We start from the raw sequence: 18350 nt of genomic DNA on the forward strand, positions 1-18350 counted from the left end.
AATTACAATGCAATGCCGTCAGCGACCCAGTGCTGGCGCGCAACCTGGCGATAACGGGGTTTAGTGACCGTTTCACCCACCTTACGTAACGGCGAAGGAATTTCGCTGTCATCGAAAAGACGGGGCTGACGGTTCTCAGGATCGGCGACCGGCACGGAGGCCAGCAGACGCCGGGTATAGGGGTGTTGCGGCTGATTAAAGACCGACTGGCGCGGACCAAGCTCGACTATCTGGCCGAGGTACATCACCGCGACGCGATTCGCAATGCGCTCGACGACCGCCATGTCGTGAGAGATGAAGATCCATGCCACGCCCGTCTGGTGCTGCAGGTCCATCATCAGATTCACCACCTGCGCCTGAATCGAGACGTCCAGGGCCGATACCGCTTCATCCGCAATGATCACTTTCGGTTTCAGCGCCATGGCGCGGGCGATGGCAATACGCTGACGCTGACCGCCAGAAAATTCGTGCGGATAACGACGCGCGTGTTCGGGCAGGAGGCCGACGCTCTTGAGCAGCGCATCGATCTGTGGAGAAGCCTGTTCAAGCGAAGAGACCATGCCATGTAGCAGCAACGGCTCGGCAATGGTGAACCCAACTGTCAGACGGGGATTCAGAGACGCATAGGGATCCTGAAACACCATCTGGATTTCACGGCGCAGCGGCTGAAACTCTGCCTCTTTCAGGTCAGAGATCTCCTTTCCTTCAAAATGAATGCTTTCAGCGTCACTGTTGATGAGGCGCATCAGCGCCCGTCCGGTTGTCGATTTGCCGCAGCCGCTTTCACCCACGATGGCCAGGGTTTCACCCGGCCACAGCGTGAAATCAATCTGCTCAACCGCGTGCACATGATGCGTCAGGCCCGATAAAATGCCGCTGCGAACCGGGTAATAGACTTTCAGCCCACGCACATCCAGCAGCGGCGACTCATCATAGCGAGCGGTTTTCTGCTCGCTTTGCGCAGCATCCCGCGCACCCGGCAGAGGAAAGCGTTGCGGCCATGCGTGCTCCCGCATATCGCCGAGTCTGGGCACGGCCGCCAGTAACGCTTTGGTATAAGCGTGCTGCGGGGCGGCAAAAATCTCAGACACGGTTCCCTGCTCGACCACTTCGCCACGCAGCATGACCACCACGCGATCGGCGATTTCCGCGACCACGCCCATATCATGGGTGATAAACAGTACCGCCATCTGTTTCTCACGTTGCAGCTCACGCAGAATATGGAGAATGCGCGCCTGCACGGTGACATCCAGCGCAGTGGTCGGTTCGTCGGCAATCAGGAGCTGCGGATCACAGGCCAGCGCCTGCGCAATCATCACACGCTGCCGCATGCCGCCGGACAGCGAGTGCGGATAGCTTTTCATCACGCGATCCACATCCGCGATACGCACCTGTCGCAGCAGCTCACGCACGCGGGCATGGGCCTGCTTTCTGTCACACTGCTGATGATCGCGTAATGCCTCGGTGAGCTGATCGTCAATGCGCAGCACCGGATTCAGCGAGGTCATCGGCTCCTGAAAGATCATTGCCATTTCATTGCCACGCAACGTGCGGCGCTGTGCTTCGTTCAGGGTTTCTAACGCGTGCAGTTTTCCGCTGCGATCACGAAACTGCATGCTGCCGCGATCGACACGTCCATTGCCGGACAGCAGGCCCATTACCGCCAGCGACGTAACCGATTTACCTGAACCGCTTTCACCCACCACGGCGACAATTTCACCCGGATGAATGGCAAAACTGATGCCTTTGAGTGCCTGATTCTCACCGCTGCGTCCATGAAATGAGACGTTAAGGTCCTGAATCGCCAATACGGGAGATGGCGAGGCCGCACGGGTAGCAGGAGAAGTACGTTGTGTGTCTGTCATCGTCGCCTCAAAGCGTTATAGCCAGATACGGCCTTCGGAGTAGCTCAGGAAAGGAGAACTGTCGGCGGCAAGCCAGATGGGGCCGTCCAGATCGACGAATTCCGCGTTAACCGCGACGGGCAATGCCGCCTCCATCGCCAGTGACGAACCCAGCATGCAACCGACCATGATGCGCATTTTGCGCGCGCGGGCTTCCTCCACCATCGCCAGCGCTTCCGTCAGGCCACCGCACTTATCCAGTTTGATGTTGATCATCTCGTAGCGGTCGCGTAATCCGGCAATATCCGCCCGCGTATGGCAACTCTCATCGGCACAGACCGGTATGGGATGTTTAAAACGTTGCAGGTCATGATCCTGTCCGGCGGGAATGGGTTGCTCCACCATCGCAATATTGAAAGCCTTCAGTGCCACCAGCAGGCTTTCCAGTTCCAGCCCTGACCAGGCTTCATTGGCATCGATAATGAGCGTGGCGTGCGGTGCCGCCGCACGAATCGCCGCCACTTTTTCCAGAATCTCATTACGGTCGAGCTTAATTTTGAGCAGGATGGCGCCACGTGAGACCGCATCTGCCGCCGCGATAGCCATGAATTCCAGCGTATCGAGGCTAAGGGTCTCTGCCGTCACCACCGACGATGGCTGAGCACATTGGCTCTTTTGCCACAGCGTCTGATTCGCCCGTACGGCATCAAGTCGCCATAGTGCACAGTCCAGCACGTTGCGCGCTGAACCGGCGGGTAACCGGTGTTGCAGATCGTGACGGCTCAGGCCCGACTCCACCTCAGTCCGTATCGCTTCGAGCACGGCCTGAACACTGTCGGGCGTCTCATCGTAGCGGGCCGTCGGGGTACATTCGCCCTGCCCGATGAACCCGTTTTGTTCCAGCGTGACCCGGACGACCGTCACGGCGGTGCGGGTACCGCGTGCGATAGCAAAGGGTCGCGCCAGCGGCAGCTCCACCACCTCAATCTGCAACTGTCGCATTTCAGCCACGCTCCTGAAGCAGTGCGGCGATCTCATCAATACCAAAACGCACAGGATCCGTAGCCGGTAAGCCGAACTCAGCGCTGATTTCGGCGCAATAAGCGAGCGCCTCTTCTTCACTGTAATTTGAGGTGTTGATCGCAAAGCCCGCCAGCTGAACCGACTCACTGGTCACCTGCGCGGCACGCAGATTGGCTTCAACGCACGCCTGCAGGCTGACCATCGGCTGGTGCGGCAAATGACGCATATGAGGACGTCCCATTTCATGGCACATCACCACCCAGTGTGGCTGCGCTCCGTGCATCAGCCCCATACTGACGCCCGCATAAGAGGGATGGAACAGCGAACCCTGACCTTCGACGATATCCCAGTGGTCCTCGTCATTCGCCGGAGAAAGCGCTTCTGCTGCACCGGCAATAAAATCAGCGATGACCGCATCCACAGCAATACCCTCTCCCGCGACCAGAATGCCGGTCTGCCCCGTGGCGCGAAAATCAGCTTTCATGCCGCGCGCACGCATCGCCGCCTCCAGCGCCAGTGAGGTGTACATCTTGCCCACTGAGCAGTCCGTACCGACGGTCAGGATGCGCTTACCTGTGCGCTTCTTGCCGCTGCCAACATTAAGCGCCGGACGCATATGACGCAGGTCAAACAGCTCAACGCCAGAAGCCTGCGCAAGCGTCACCAGTTCCGGCTCATCCACCAGTCGGTGGTGCAGACCACTGGCAACGTTCATGCCTGCTTTGATGGCACTTTTGATGGTTTCCAGCCAGTGCGCAGGCAGATAGCCGCCGGCATTGGCCGTGCCCAGCACCAGCGTTTTCGCACCGCGCGCTTTGGCACCGGGAATATCCAGTTCATCCAGACCCAGACTGACCGTGCAGCCCGGCAGTTTAATTTCGCCAACGCACTGCTCAGGCCGCCAGATATGAAGACCGCGCGCCGTTTTTGCTGCGAGGGGATCGGTAACATCGCCAAGAAAGAGTAAATAGGGTTGTGGGATTAGCATGTTGTCTCTCGTTTCAGCCAAAAGATCAGGTTCTGAAACCACTATTTCATGCGTTCAGAAAGGTGACGAATGCTTGTTTAGCAGGAGGGTATAACGGCAGGTTATAGCCAGAGGGAATAGTGATGATGGGTGGGTTTTTCAGGGGGTTTGGGACAGGGATTGGAGTAAATGGAGGGGTGGGTCATAGGAAAAAGATTGTGTTCGGGGAGGAGGGAGGGATATGGGCAAGGGGAGGAAATGGTTTATCCAACACTTAATGCCACTGGTATATTTTAAAAGTCGAACTCCAAAAATATACTTCGCCAGCCTTTGGAGTTAGTGAAATCATAAAAAACAACTAGCTCACTGCTAGCATTTTATTTTTCTATAAATTTAGTGAGAAGGTAATAAATAAGCCAGAAAGATATACTCTAAAGCTAAAGAGTATATTGTGAAAAATGACATTGCAATGAAATTCTTATTTAATGTCCGAAGCTCAGCCATTTACTTAAATAATCGAATAATACGTATTAATGAAGCAGACCACTTTATTAACAGCATTAAATTTAAACTACATCATTGCTAACCATATAAAAATGCCGGAAGAACCTTTTGATCCTATCCGGCCTAAACTCATGGGCGTACAATTCCTAACTTATCCCTCTCCCACTTTAATTCATCCTCACTCTTTATTCTAAGCTTAATAATTAATACACCAAGTACTTTTGTTTTATCTTCGCCAAGGTAAAGATCAAAACCAAATATTTTATCACAACCACTTAATATATATACATACTCATCCTCAACATCATAAAGAATATCTTTGAGTTCGGAATACCCAATAATATCACCGCCATTCCTCCTAACATTTTCGATATGAATTTCCATTTCTTCAAGCGTTCTTTTCTTGAGCTTTTTTATAAGAATTAAATTACTAGCATCTGCAAGATCAATATAATCTCGCAGTATTTTTGGCGCCAATGCATCTAAAATTAATTTTTCATTACTATTTTCAATCATGGCAAAAATACCTCTATGTCTCCGCTTCGAGGTCCTCTCAGAAGGACTTCCTGCTCATAGTATCTATCTGGTGACCAAGCCCATGACCAACCAGCACCTTCTGGAGGAGCGCCAGTCTTGACTCTCAAAACCACACCGTCTTCTTTGGCAAATTTTCTTGCAATATCAGGATCTCTGGTCCATGAAGTAAACGGACTATTTGCGGATACTTCGCCTAGATTATGTTCATCTTCAGTAATATTTGATTTGGGATTGCCAGGGGCGACATGCCCCCTAAGAGCATTGGCTTCATCTGGATGTCCACGGTATATCCCTCGATATAAATACTCACCTTCGATATGTGGTGGCAACGGTTTAGTTGGTCTGGCACTTGAGCACTTACTCAACCCCCACGGATCCACCCAACCCAGCGCATTCGGCGCATACTGGTAAAGATTGATCCCGCCCGCCAGCCCTATCGGGTCCTGCTGGGTAAAACGTCCGCTGTCCGGGTCATAATATCGAAACAGATTGTAGTGCAGTCCGGTTTCCCGGTCCAGGTACTGGCCCTGCATACGCAGGTTCTGCTGAACGACAGGCATTCGCTGGCTGGACTCGCGCAGCAGTTTGCCCCACGGGCTGTTAATTCCTTCCCAGGCTTTTTGCCCTTCACCGTCAGTCAGCAGCTCCGGCATCCCGTTGGCCGCATTATGGAACCAGTAAATCTCCGGGCTTTCCACGCCATCAATACGGGCCAGCGGTTCATAGTTCTGGCTGTCGCTGTAAACGTAGGTCAGAGGGATCCCGTCGTGAATTTCCTGCAGCAGACGATAGCCTTCCCACACAAAGCGCGTCGTGACGGCGTTGCCAGACGTCCTGCCCTGTAACAGCTGCTGGCTGGTTTTACTGATGCGGCGTCCCAGCGGATCGTAGCGGAAACTCACCTTAGTGCGCGGCTTGTTACGGTCCCGCGGCTCGCTGATCACTTCCGTCAGGCGATGCTCACCATCGTAACGGTAGCGCCAGCGGGTGTGCCCGTCATCTTTCTCAGTGGTGCGGCCATGAATATCGTACTGCCAGCGGATACCGTTCAGTTCAGTGACGCGGTTATGCGTAACATGAGCGGAACTATGGCGATCCAGCGGATTGCCTGCGCCATCCCAGCGCCACTGCTCATTACCCGGCTGTGCGCCTTCCTGTGACAACAGCCGGCCGGCGTTATCGTAGTTCCATAATGTCTGGCTGAACGGATTATCGTCACGCTCTTCACGGATCAGGTTGTTACCGTAATCGAAGTCACGCCGACGGGACCAAACGCGCGGTGCAGGACGCTGTGCGTCTCCCCTGAACACGTCACGGCGGCGCAGCCTGCCTAACCGATCATACTCACTGCGCATGGTCAGGCCGCCCTGCGTCCGGCTCAGTTCCCGGTGCAGCGTGTCACGGGTAAACTCGGTGACCGGCAGGTTGCCTAACGCGATGCTCAGTAAATGACCGCTGCCGTAGTAAAGCTGCTTGAGATTGCGACCATCCGGCAGGGTTAAGGCTGTGCAGTTACCCAGCGCGTCATACTCCCATGCCAGTTCGCCCTGCTCTCCCTGTTCAGCAACGATGCGGCCCAGTGCATCATATTTAAAGGTGATCTCCTGCTCGGCCTGCTGGCTCCACTCCGCGTCAGACAGCGGCAGATGCTGCGACACTTTACCCAGCTGACCGCCGCCACTGTAGTGATAGCGCGTCTGGCCTTCCGGCGTGGTCCGCGCCAGCAGTTGTCCCGCACGGCTCCAGTGATAGCGATGGGTGATGGACTGAGGATGCTCGGCGGCAAAGGTACGTGATACCGTGCGGCCCGCTGCGTCATAATCATATCGCGTGGCAACGCCATCCAGCCCGACCTGAGCCAGCAACAGAGAATCCGCGCCCCACTCGAACTGATACTGTTCTCCGTTTTCGTTTTGCAGCGCCGTCAATCGGCCACGGCTGTCCCAGCTTCGCTGAACCGTCTCACCCTCTGCATTGCGGTTGGCAATCAATCGCCCGACGTTGTCGTAACGGAACTCACTGCGCTTGCCATCAGCCGACTCATAGGCCAGCGGCAGTCCGCTTTCACTCCAGTGCAACCGCTCTTCCCATCCCTCTGCACGTTCCAGCTGAAGAGGACGGCCTGCTGCGTCATAGTGATAACGGGTTTCTTCACCATCCGGCGCAATGACAGAGCTGAGCCATCCCAGGGGATGATAACGGTAGCGCGTGGTCAATCCTGAACAGTCGGTTTCACGGATAACCTGGCCGGCATCGTTAAACTCCCGGCGGTAGCTGTTACCCGCTGCGTCAATCTCCTCGACAACCAGTCCGAATTCATCCCGTTTATAGAGCGTGCTTTGCCCGAGCGCATCAACGACGCGCTCAAGGCCATGATGGGGATCGTAATAGTACTTCGTGGTGGAACCATCTGCTCCGGCAACCACTGTCGGCAGCGAACGGTGGGACAGCCATTGCACAGCCTGCACACCGCCGTCAGCATCTTTCTCTTCAATGCGGTTGCCCAGATCGTCATAGGTGAAACTCACCGCGTTGCCCAGCGGATCGATGCGGCGCGTCAGGAGTTCGTTTTCATCCCACTCATAACGCCACTTCTCGCCCCGCTCGTCGATAAAACAGGTGATGAGGCCCGCAGCATTCCAGTGATGTTCACGCTGCTGACCGTCATAGGTTGAAACCCGCGTGATGCCCGCCTCAAGATCGTAATGCATGTGGCAGCCATCACCGGTATTGGTGCGGTTCTCGACTACGCGCCAGTGATCCAGCTTCTGCCAGCGATATTCGCTTTCCAGCCCGCCGGGCAGCTGATGCCAGACCATTAACCCGTCGTCGTTGTACCGGAAGCGCCGCGACACAACGCCAGCCGCATCAGTAACGCTGGCAAGCTGGCCCTGTTCAGTGTAGGTCCAGCGCGTCAGAGGCCAGTGTTGATCGCCATCAAAATGGCTGGCTGATGTCGGGCGCCGCGCGTGATGTTTGTCGTCGTAATGCAGCGTAACGTCGATCGCCAGCGGCGCGTCATGAATACGCACCAGACGAGCCTGTTCATCCCAGCCCATCTCCAGGGCGTTGCCGTACTCATCACTCAGTGAAGCCAGCCGAAGCACCTGCGGATCAGCAGCCGTGCGTCGGTATAGACGCCAGACCGCACCGTCGTCATCGGCAATGGCGATATCGCCTGACGCGTTGCGCCGCACCATCAACCCTTCGCTGATGCTGTAGAGCACCTCTTTTTCACCGGGCACGTCAAAGCTTAGTTCGCGTCCGTTGTCATCAAACCAGGTCGCCCGATTCCCTTCCAGCGTCAGGTAACTGTCAAACACCGTGGCCCAGCCCTGACCAAACAGGCCAGCACGCTGAGTCAGGCTGTTATAGCTGCGCTGAAAACTAAGCGGGAAACGTCCGGGAAGGGAAAAATCGCGCTCGGCATCATCATTCAGGACTTTGACGCCGGTCGCCGCATGAACCGGGAACAGCGACGAGAAAGCCGCGTTGATGGCCATGTCCGCTGCCATACCGCCCACGGCACCGGCCAGCGCGCAGGGCATGTTTTTGAGGATCTGACTGGGGCGACCACGGATCAGAGAAAGGCCGATCATCATCACAGCCAGGCCTGGCACCTTGCCGCTTTTGATCTCTCTGACCGTGACCGTTTCACCACCAATGATGACATTGGGGGAGACGTCGTCACTCACGGTGGCATCACAGGTAGTTTTATCCTTTGCGCGCACCGCTGGCTGGCCATTGATAAAGACGCTTTTCGATCCCTGCGCCAGATATTGCGGTGCACTGTGTTTTTCACAGGCTACTTTGTCCTGCTCCAGTGGAGAGGTGCCCGCATCGGCGGAGGCGACCGTAGGTTGCCACATTGCACTGCCAAACTGGCCCACCGCAGAGAGCAGCATGCCGCCATAATCCGCGAAGCTCTTCGGCGATTGCGGTTCCGGTGGCGGTGTCTCGCCGGGCGTGAGCATACCGGCCGCGCGCACGGCTAAAAGACCATTTACGTAAACGTTGTCTGAACCGCTGGATATCACACCGGCGGGTGACGGCGGGAATATCATGTTTCCCAGCCCATCGGCCGCTTTGCTGATCTCCTGTGACAGACCCACGGCATTGGCCAGTATACCGCCAAGAATACCGCTGAGCAGGCAACTGTTACCTACGGCGGCTACACTCGCCGCTGCCGCCCCTGTACCCAGCAGGGGCGCTGCCGAGACGATAGCAGCACCCACTGCGGCACCAATGACGGCATACGCCGCACCTTCTGCCACAATGCTGGTGATATCAGCAAAAATGCTGGAGTGAATGATCTCATCGCCCACGCGGGCCGCAGGATTATCCATAAGTTATGCTTTCCGTGGCGTGTTCAGAGTCAGGCTTTGTTTAAAAGCACTCCAGCGCTGTTCGTCTTCTTCATTGAATGGGCGCATCGCGGAGAGCGTAAAAATCATTAAGGTGTTCGAATCCGGCACCTGCGTAGCCAGCTGTTTCTGCCACACGGCCTGCCCATTACGGTCAAACATAGTTTCAACTTCAATTGCGTGTAAGGTGTTATCTACACCCGCCATCACGCGTACAAACTCACTCTGCTGGATGTGACCCATCTGACTCCGCAACGTGTCCCACTGACGCTGGAATTCTTTTTCCGCATCACTGCCCTCAGAAATAACACCACGGCTTACAACCCATGCCAGCCCACTGGCCTCGTCGCGGAGAATATTCATGGTGGTGTCCTGCCAGGCAGCAGGAAAAAGCGCAAAGGCGCCCTCATTGAATTGGTAATTCATAATAGATTTCCATATGGGGAAAGTAAAAACGGGATGTTATTAACAGCAGAGTAATTAACTATTTATTTTCATCATAATCAGGTGCGATACCAGTATGTGTTTCAACTAATCTGAATTTTTCGACCCAGCCATTAACTTGGTTTCCGTCATTGGCCACATACATTACGCTGTAATACTTTCCATACTCGACGTAAGCATATAGTTCATTGCCAGGCACCACAAAAACATCTTTTTCTGCACAACGGCTATCAGGCGCAGAATAAAACTGCAACCGTCCTGACCCGCCAACCTTGTAGACATTATCTGTATTGTCGAAACGCACGCCTTTTGCGTTGGCGTTTCCAGCCTTAAGTTGACAAAAATCATTTGCAAAGGCAATTAATGGAAAGAAAACCATTAAAATGCATAAAATTTTAAACATTTTAACCTGCAATGAATTTTGGCGAATATATAAATTTCACTAAAAAATCGATCAAAATCATGACAAAGAATGGCTGACTATTCATTATCAAAACGCTTAGACCAGTGTGCAATATCATCCTGAATCTTATTAACTTCAGGCGCGTTAGTGACATAATGAATTTTGCTTTTGTCTGGCATTATCCAGGCAGCATAAATTTTGCCATCTGCCTGTATGACAAATGCAGACGCTTGCACAAGATAGAGATCTTTTAACCAGCCCTCAACGAATATACCGCCGTCATCTGTTTTATGTGGTTCGCCAAAAACATCAAAGTTCTGGCTGAAGTTATCATAATCATTACCTAAAACAGATTTTAAACGGGAGACAACGCCCTGATTACTAAAGACCTTTGAAACATTGTCTAAGCTATTGTAGTGAGTCAAAGATACTTGTGAAGATGTCGCAACGCCTATCGGGCAAATGAAAGATATAATCAAGAGCATCACATTAACAAATAAATTCATAGTTTTACCTGATGAGTTGATTCAGTGGCGCTGTTTTACCATGCTGACCGGTCTATTTTTTAACTGATTACTCAACTCACCAAATGGTAAGTTGTTGTATACAGTTGATCCTGTCACAGATAACTGTGGTTTTTTATTAACTCACACACCTCAGAATCAATAAATTAACAGCCAATGACAAAATTAAAAGCTCCCTATGAAGAGTTAATATTCAAAACTTAATTTAATCCTGCGTGACGTGTCACGCAGGATTATTTTCATTCATCAGTATTAATCGTCATCATAATATGACTGACTTTTTTATTCTCTAGCTGAAATGACATGCGCTTGTTATCAGCGTCATAATATAACCAGTGCTGATTATCACTGTCATCCACTGTGCCCTGACCATATTTACTGACCAGCATATCCTGACTGTCACCGGTCCCTACGCCTCTGGCTGTTTTGATAGCAGGCGTATTTAAAGTGATTTGTGCAATAAGATAGCTATCAATATCACGCTGTTCTTTTTGCCAGAACAGGTTCGCAGTGTAGATTTCAAAACCATCATACTTGTGCTGGTAGTATTTATAACTGGTGTCACCGGCAGGCACATCGCCAACGAAGTTTTCACTTATCTGCGCGCCCATCTGCTTCTGAGTTTCATCGCTCCATTTATCACCTAAAGAAAAAGGATGATTGTTTATTTCCACACTAAAATCAGCCGCGGTTAATGCAGCAGGGACTGTGAGGCTTGTCGCCGCAGTAGCCAGATTCACCTGAATGGCAGGGAACAGCAGCGCACACAACAACACTGCATTTTTCAGAGGAGAAATCATATTTATCAGTCCCTTATTTAAACTCAGGTATATCATAAGAAAGATTCGCATTCGGAAAGCTGTCGAACATTTTTTTCATGCTGGTTGTCTGAGCAGTAGCCCAGTTAACGTCTGTCGCATACTGATGTGTTCCCGGAGAGGCAGGATTCCAGCGCATTTTATACAAAGTATTCTGACCAGAGCCAACAAACTTATCAGATATCCATTTAGCGCCGCCGTCAATCGCCTTTTCCGGCGTTGTCCAGCCCTGCTTATAGGCATAGTTAGCACCGGTTTTTACCGCATTGCCATCAAGCGCGCCGATACCGTACATATTGTAAACTTTGGTTCCATTAACCATGACACCTTTAGCTAACTCACTGGTGCCATTTCCCGTCTCCAGCGCGGAATGCGCGGCCAGGTATGCCTCATTGACATTATATTTTTTAGCTGCATCCAGGTAAGTTTGTTCCTGACCGGACAGCGTGCCTTTATCTTTAAGGAAAGTGCTCATATCCTCTTTGCTAATCCCGGCTGAGGAGGAAAGATCCACAAACTGATATTTGTCTTTGCCTTCCATGTGGTTGGCAGGATCGACATATTTTTTAATATCATCCTCGGTTGCGTTTACAAAGCCTTTTTTGGTTTTATCCCATTTCACTGGCGTGGCTTTAAGTCCTTTTTGCTTTTTGACCATTTCATCTACCGAGTAGTCATATTTGCTCTTCTTATCGCCAGAAGCAGAATTGGCCAACGGTGCAGCCGCCCCTTTCGCCGGTGCCGCCGCAGCCTTTGGTGCAGCGGGCGCGGCCTGGCCTTTTTGCTTCGGCGGGAACAGGTTCTCCACCGCCTGGCTGATGTTCTGTTTATGACTGGAGCCCGGTGCGCTAGTGCCTGGCTTCGCACCATCTGTGTTCAGGTTCAGTTTGCCGCCAGAGGTGGTGATGTGACCATCGCCCTGCACGAAAATATTGAAGCCTTTACCCACAATATTAATCTGGCCATTCGCATTGAGTTCGATAGCGCTCTCTCCGCATTCAAGGCGAAGTTTAGTGCCCGAACCCACAACATAGGTATCGACTACCGCATCAAGCTTGCCTTTACCGGTCAGCCGCTCTTCGCCCCCTTTTACGCCGTGGACGCGATTGGTTTCGACCCGATACAACTCATTGCCGCCCGCATAATGGCTGTGATTGTTGGCGACGGAATGGCTGGCGTCATTTTTAACATGCGTATCCATGTTCTTCTGCGCCTGAATCCACAGGTGTTCCTCACCCGCCTTATCCTCAAACCTCAGCGCGTTCGCGGTGTCCGCCGTGCCATCCTTCGACCGGCTCAGAAAGCCCATCTGCGTCGCCGCCGCCGGCAGCGCCCACGGCGGCATGCTCGCCTCGTTATACACGCGGCCGATGATCAGCGGGCGATCCGGATCGCCGTTGATGAAGTCCACCACCACTTCGTCGTTAACACGCGGGATCTGCACCCCGCCGAACCCCTGACCGGCCCAGGCGCTGGAGACGCGCACCCAGCAGGAGCTGGTGTCGTCGCCCTTCGCCAGCCGGTCCCAGTGAAACTTCACCTTTACCCGGCCGTAGCGGTCGGTCCAGATCGATTCGCCTTTGGGTCCCACCACCTTCGCCGTCTGCGGGCCGTGCGTTTTCGGCCACGGCGTCTCCGGCGGCGTGCGGTACGTCACCGACGACGGCAGCACCGTGAAGTGGATGTTGTGACGGCTGTCGCCGGTGTCGCCGCTGGCGTAGGCGTTCTCGGCAAAGTCATAGGTCGCCGAGGTCACCAGATACTCGCCGTTGTCGCTGAAGTGCGGCGCGTTGATGATGGCGAAGGTAAAGCCCGGCGCGATGCCGGTGGCCGTGCCCGACCCGCTGACGCTGTGGTGCTCGGCCTGCCACACCTCCTGACGGATGCGCGCGTAGGACTCGCCGTGGCTGTGGTCGACAAAATGGCCCGGCCAGTCGTAAACGTCCACCGAGCCCGGCACCGGCGACGCCGGGTTCTGGCGGGCCTGCAGCATCCAGGCGTTCGGCTTGCGGAAGTCGTAGTCGTCGGTGCTGTAGATGCCCGGCGTCACGCTCTCCGCCAGCGACCACTGGCTGATGCCCTCTTCCGTGACCACGCCACCCGACTGCGTGACGTGATAGGCGATGGTCTCATAGCCCGGAAACGCCTGATGCTGGTCCGGCGCGTCGCACAGCACCAGCGTATGTTTGTCCGCCTCGTGGCGGAAGAAGTAGTAAATCCCCTCCAGCTCCATCAGGCGGCTGATAAAGTCCAGGCTGCTCTCCTGATACTGCACGCAGTACTCCCACACCCGGTAGTTACCCGCCAGGCGCGTCTCCACGTTAACCGCGTACTCCTTCAGCAGCGTCTGCACAATCTGCGGCACCGTCTGGCTCTGGAAGATGCGCAGATTGCGGTCGCGCTTCATCGGCCACAGGTCCGGCTCGACCGTCAGCTCATAGACCGCGTAGCGGGTGCCGCTCAGCTCCTGGCTGCGCACCGCCACCCGGGTGATTTTGCCGTTGAGGTAGCGCGGACTGAGCGCGCTCATCAGGCCATCGGTCGGCAGCGAAAAGGTCACCGGCTTACCCAGCAGGGCGTGACGATCGATGCGCGCGTCGGTGGCCAGCAGTTCGGCGGTGAGCACAAACGGACGGGACAGCGTCTCGGTGCCCGTGAGCGTGTGGAACAGCAGGCCGTCCGCCGACAGCTGTGCAGTAATGCGTGAGAACATAAGTAATCCCTGACTATTAACTGTGTGGATCGAGCAACCAGACGCCTTCTTCGCTGATGTTCAGCGTCTGCTGGCGGGTGCCACTCTGGCCGCTGATGGCAAAGGTGTAGTTACCCGGTGCCAGCTGCAGCGTGGCGAAGCCATTCACCGCCGGGACCAGCGCCTGCGGCTGACCGTTCACCTGAACGCGTTCACCCTGCTGCAGACGGATATAGACCTGAGCAACCGGAGCGGGTGGTGGTGCCGGTTGTGGATCAGGGTCACGCGCGGCGGTCTGCGCGGGTTCAGAAGTCTGAGCCGGGGCACTGGCAACGGTATCCGGCGGGGTCTCAACCTGCGTCGGTGGCGCAGCCACCGGCTGGTTAACCGGCGCGACGGTGACGGCAGGTGTGCTGTTTTGCGCGGTCTCAGCCAGCGCCGTCTGGTCATCACCACGCGACATCAGCAGACCGGCACACAGGCCGACCAGCACGCCCGCGGCCACCAGGCCCGGCAGTGCAAAGCGGTGTCCCAGTAGCGTTTTCAACGGCGAGGCGGTTGTGACGACTTCTTCTTCTACGATCGGCACCAGCATGGTGCCTGGCCCGCTCATTTTTGCACTGAGTAGCGGTTCAGGCTCGCGTTCCGGCAGCGCCATCAGCACCGCAAAATCATCAATGCTCTGCGGACGATCTTCCGGTTTCAGCGCCAGCGCGCGATCGACAGCGCTAAGCAGCGCGGTGGAGTAGCCCGCCAGACGACGCTGCACCAGCGGCTGGTAGTTATCTTCGATGCTGCGCACTACGCTCACCGGCGGTGGCGCACCGGTGATCAGCGTATGCAGCACCGCGCCCAGCGCGTAGATATCAGTCCATGCGCCCTGCTCACTCTCGTCGTTGTCGCTGTACTGCTCAATCGGCGCATAGCCGGGACGCAGCATGGTCTCGCTCTCATCCGACAGGTTGCCGATGGTTTTACGGGCCGACCCGAAATCCAGCAGGATCGGCTCGCCGCTACTCTGGATCTGGATATTATCCAGCGAGATATCGCGATGCAGATAGCCCGCTTCATGGATGGTTTTAATCGCCCCCAGCAGCGGCGGCAGCATGCGACGGATCCACGCCTCATTCACCGACTGCGGATGACGTTCGCGGAAGTTCGAGAGCGTGGTGCCGCTGTAGAACACCGTGCCCATATACGCGGTGTCGTTCTGCACCCAGAAACGCAGCACGTGCAGCAGGTTCGGATGGTTAAAGCGCGCCAGCAGCCGCGCCTCCTGGATAAAGCTGTTCAGTCCGGCGTGAAAGGTTTTGCTGAAGCGCTCACTGCGCAGCACCAGATTGAGGTCATCGCTGCGCACCGCCAGCGAAGCGGGCATAAACTCTTTGATGGCGATATCGCGCTCAAGCTGGTGATCCCAGGCGCGATAGACGATGCCAAAGCCGCCACCGCCGATGACCTCTTTGATTTCAAACTCATTGAAGCGGTAACCCAGCGGCAGGGCGTTGGGGACATTCAGGGGTTGATCATGTTCCGACATATTCGAAAACTCTCTGATGACTGGGCTTTAAACAGCGAACTGGCAGACAAATTCGCCCTGCTCACAACGCACCTCAACGCGGCGATAGCGTTCATCGCGGGCATGGGCGCTCAGCAGTATCTGGCTCATCTGCGGCAACAGCGTGTTGGTAAGGATGGCATCGACCATGCGACCGCCCGACTCGACTTCGGTGCAACGCTGGACGATCTGGCTCACTACCGACTCGTCGATCTGCGCCTCAATGCCGTGGTTGTCGGCCAGACGACGCACAATGCGCGCCAGCTGCAGTCGCACAATCTCCGCCAGCATTTCATCGCTGAGCGGGTAATACGGCACCACCAGCAGACGGCCCAGCAGCGCAGGCGGGAACACCTCCAGCAGCGGCTTACGCAGCGCGGTGCTCAGGGCATCGGGATCGGGCATCAGCTCAGGATCGGCGCACATCGCGCTGATTAACTGCGTACCGACGTTTGAGGTCAGAATGATGATGGTGTTGCGGAAATCGATGTGGCGGCCTTCGCCATCCTCCATCCAGCCTTTGTCAAACACCTGGAAGAACAGCTCATGCACATCCGGATGGGCTTTCTCAATCTCATCCAGCAGCACCACGCTATAGGGACGACGGCGAACGGCTTCGGTCAGCACGCCACCTTCGCCGTAGCCGACGTAGCCCGGCGGTGCGCCTTTCAGCGTCGAGACGGTGTGCGCCTCCTGAAACTCGCTCATGTTGATGGTGATGATGTTCTGCTCGCCGCCATACAGTGACTCGGCCAGCGCCAGCGCGGTCTCGGTTTTCCCGACGCCGGACGGACCGCACAGCATAAAGACGCCTGCGGGCTTGTTGGGGTTATCCAGGCGCGCGCGCGTGGTGCGAACCCGCTTCGCGATCAATTCCAGACCGTGACGCTGACCGATGACGCGCTGGTTAAGGGTATCCGCCAGATTCAGGACGGCGTCGATCTCATTTTTCACCATCCGGCCCAGCGGAATGCCGGTCCAGTCCGACACCACGGCAGCCACTACGCCCGCATCGACGGCGGCAAACAGCAGCGGCGTGTCGCCCTGCAGCGCAGTGAGCTGCTGCTGCGTTGCATCACGCTGTTCACACAGCGCCGCATCCTCTTCGGTTACACAGCGGGCGCGCAGTGCAATCAGGGTCTCGACCAGTTCACGCTCCTGCAGCCAGCACTGTTGCAGCGCATCGCGTTCGGCTTCCAGCCCCGTTCGCTCTGCGGTAATCGCCTGCTGTCGGGTCACATCGCCGAGGCCGACGCGGATTTCGCGTTCAATGATCTCCGCTTCAATCTCCAGCGCGGCCAGACGGTGCAGGCAATCTTCCAGCGCCGCAGGCTGCGCGCCCTGGCTGACCGCCACGCGGGCGCAGGCGGTATCCAGCAGCGCCACGGCTTTGTCCGGCAACTGGCGCGCCGGAATATAGCGATGCGACAGTTTCACCGCCGCACTGACCGCATCATCCAGCAGCAGCACGCGATGGTGTTTCTCCAGCGCGCTGACGGTGCTGCGCAGCATCAGAATCGCTTTGGCTTCATCCGGCTCCTGCACCTGCACGGTCTGGAAGCGACGGGTCAGCGCCGGATCTTTCTCGATGTACTTTTTGTATTCGGCCCAGGTGGTCGCGCCGATGGTGCGCAGCTGGCCGCGCGCCAGCGCCGGTTTCAGCAGGTTGGCGGCATCGCCTGTGCCCTGCTGACCACCTGCGCCGACCAGGGTGTGGATCTCATCCACAAACAGCACAATCGGCGTCGGGCTGGACTGCACCTCATTGATCAGCGCCTGCAGTCGCGCTTCAAACTCCCCTTTCATCCCGGCACCCGCCTGCAGCAGGCCGATATCCAGCAGCCAGAGCTGCACATCGCGCAGCGGCGCAGGGACATCGCCCGCCGCGATACGAAGCGCAAGGCCCTCGACCACCGCGGTTTTGCCGACGCCCGCTTCACCGGTCAGCAGCGGGTTGTTCTGGCGACGACGCATCAGGATATCGACCATCTGGCGGATCTCATCGTCACGCCCGGTCACTGGATCGATGCGGCCTTCACGCGCGCGCGCAGTGAGGTCCTGCCCGTACTGCTCCAGCGTGCTGCTACCGGCCGCAGGGGGTGCGCCAGCGGCATCCGCCGGTGCGCTCATCGCCTGCTGGGCTTCTTTGCTGTTGCTAAGCAGCGTGTCGAACTCCGCCAGCAGCGCATCGGCGTTGACGCGGCTGAACTGGCCGGAGATGCCCTTCAGCACGCTGGCCAGGTTGAAGGTTTTCAGCATGCCGATCAGCAGATGGCCGCCGCGAATGCGGGTCGCACCATATTTGAGCGAGGCGTAAACCCACGCCCGCTCGACGGCGCTGTCGATATGCTCAGAGAGGTCGGAGACCGCACTGGCACCGCGCGGCAGACGATCCAGCGCGGCAACGATGTCCTGAGTCAGGGCCTTTTCATCCAGTGAAAAATGTGTGATGACCTGCTGTAAGTCGCCATCCTGCTGCTGCATCAGCTGATGCAGCCAGTGCACCAGCTCGACATAGGGATTGCCGCGCAGTTTGCAAAAGGCGGTGGCGCTTTCCAGCGAGGTAAATAACAGCGTATCCAGTTTGCCGAATAGCACGGCACGGCTGATTTCTGACATAGGGGGCTCTCTTCAATGAAAGACGCAGGCTGTGTAACAGGGAAAGCGGCTGG

At 55.9% G+C, this 18350-nt stretch carries 12 protein-coding genes; all 12 read right to left on the minus strand.

From position 1 onward, the window contains the following. Window positions 1-2: 2 nt before the first annotated feature. The 12 genes from K6R05_RS11025 to tssH all read right to left on the minus strand — a co-directional run bounded on the left by K6R05_RS11025 (window position 3) and on the right by tssH (window position 18297). Entirely contained in the window at window positions 3-1865 is a 1863-nt protein-coding gene (locus K6R05_RS11025; protein ID WP_222924142.1) for an ABC transporter ATP-binding protein, read from the minus strand. Window positions 1866-1880: 15 nt separating this feature from the next. After that, entirely contained in the window at window positions 1881-2846 is a 966-nt protein-coding gene (gene dgcA, locus K6R05_RS11030) for an N-acetyl-D-Glu racemase DgcA (RefSeq protein WP_222924143.1), read from the minus strand. Window position 2847: 1 nt separating this feature from the next. Further along, window positions 2848-3855, minus strand: coding sequence for an N-acetyltransferase DgcN (dgcN, locus tag K6R05_RS11035; protein ID WP_222924144.1), 1008 nt, complete (start codon window positions 3853-3855; stop codon window positions 2848-2850). Between the two features lie 612 nt (window positions 3856-4467). Then, entirely contained in the window at window positions 4468-4854 is a 387-nt protein-coding gene (locus K6R05_RS11040) for a hypothetical protein (protein WP_110331780.1), read from the minus strand. Further along, entirely contained in the window at window positions 4851-9221 is a 4371-nt protein-coding gene (locus K6R05_RS11045) for an RHS repeat-associated core domain-containing protein (RefSeq protein WP_262390865.1), read from the minus strand. The genes K6R05_RS11040 and K6R05_RS11045 overlap by 4 nt, the downstream gene beginning before the upstream one ends. Window positions 9222-9224: 3 nt before the next feature. Continuing rightward, complete coding sequence (locus K6R05_RS11050) at window positions 9225-9665, minus strand: DcrB-related protein (protein WP_222924145.1); 441 nt, start codon at window positions 9663-9665, stop codon at window positions 9225-9227. Window positions 9666-9723: 58 nt separating this feature from the next. Then, a complete protein-coding gene (locus K6R05_RS11055) occupies window positions 9724-10086 on the minus strand; it encodes a hypothetical protein (protein ID WP_222924146.1) in 363 nt (120 codons plus the stop codon). Window positions 10087-10163: 77 nt separating this feature from the next. After that, the gene (locus K6R05_RS11060) at window positions 10164-10592 is read right to left on the minus strand and encodes an Ivy family c-type lysozyme inhibitor (RefSeq protein ID WP_222924147.1); all 429 of its coding nucleotides are present in this window, start codon (window positions 10590-10592) and stop codon (window positions 10164-10166) included. A 257-nt stretch (window positions 10593-10849) separates the two neighbouring features. Then, entirely contained in the window at window positions 10850-11410 is a 561-nt protein-coding gene (locus K6R05_RS11065; RefSeq protein WP_222924148.1) for a hypothetical protein, read from the minus strand. Between the two features lie 13 nt (window positions 11411-11423). Then, window positions 11424-14141 (minus strand): type VI secretion system tip protein TssI/VgrG, encoded by a 2718-nt coding sequence (tssI, locus tag K6R05_RS11070; RefSeq protein WP_222924149.1) that lies wholly within the window; start codon window positions 14139-14141, stop codon window positions 11424-11426. 16 nt (window positions 14142-14157) lie between these two features. Next, complete coding sequence (locus K6R05_RS11075) at window positions 14158-15660, minus strand: serine/threonine protein kinase (RefSeq protein WP_222924150.1); 1503 nt, start codon at window positions 15658-15660, stop codon at window positions 14158-14160. 27 nt (window positions 15661-15687) lie between these two features. Beyond that, a complete protein-coding gene (gene tssH, locus K6R05_RS11080; protein ID WP_222924151.1) occupies window positions 15688-18297 on the minus strand; it encodes a type VI secretion system ATPase TssH in 2610 nt (869 codons plus the stop codon). Between the last annotated feature and the right edge of the window lie 53 nt (window positions 18298-18350).

It is taken from the genome of Pantoea alfalfae, assembly GCF_019880205.1.
GTDB classification, from domain to species: domain Bacteria; phylum Pseudomonadota; class Gammaproteobacteria; order Enterobacterales; family Enterobacteriaceae; genus Pantoea; species Pantoea alfalfae.

Coding starts and splice junctions, on each gene's coding strand:
- K6R05_RS11025 (WP_222924142.1), bottom strand. CDS start 1,865: ATGACAGACACACAACGTACTTCTCCTGCTACCCGTGCGGCCTCGCCA.
- dgcA (WP_222924143.1), bottom strand. CDS start 2,846: ATGCGACAGTTGCAGATTGAGGTGGTGGAGCTGCCGCTGGCGCGACCC.
- dgcN (WP_222924144.1), bottom strand. CDS start 3,855: ATGCTAATCCCACAACCCTATTTACTCTTTCTTGGCGATGTTACCGAT.
- K6R05_RS11040 (WP_110331780.1), bottom strand. CDS start 4,854: ATGATTGAAAATAGTAATGAAAAATTAATTTTAGATGCATTGGCGCCA.
- K6R05_RS11045 (WP_262390865.1), bottom strand. CDS start 9,221: ATGGATAATCCTGCGGCCCGCGTGGGCGATGAGATCATTCACTCCAGC.
- K6R05_RS11050 (WP_222924145.1), bottom strand. CDS start 9,665: ATGAATTACCAATTCAATGAGGGCGCCTTTGCGCTTTTTCCTGCTGCC.
- K6R05_RS11055 (WP_222924146.1), bottom strand. CDS start 10,086: ATGTTTAAAATTTTATGCATTTTAATGGTTTTCTTTCCATTAATTGCC.
- K6R05_RS11060 (WP_222924147.1), bottom strand. CDS start 10,592: ATGAATTTATTTGTTAATGTGATGCTCTTGATTATATCTTTCATTTGC.
- K6R05_RS11065 (WP_222924148.1), bottom strand. CDS start 11,410: ATGATTTCTCCTCTGAAAAATGCAGTGTTGTTGTGTGCGCTGCTGTTC.
- tssI (WP_222924149.1), bottom strand. CDS start 14,141: ATGTTCTCACGCATTACTGCACAGCTGTCGGCGGACGGCCTGCTGTTC.
- K6R05_RS11075 (WP_222924150.1), bottom strand. CDS start 15,660: ATGTCGGAACATGATCAACCCCTGAATGTCCCCAACGCCCTGCCGCTG.
- tssH (WP_222924151.1), bottom strand. CDS start 18,297: ATGTCAGAAATCAGCCGTGCCGTGCTATTCGGCAAACTGGATACGCTG.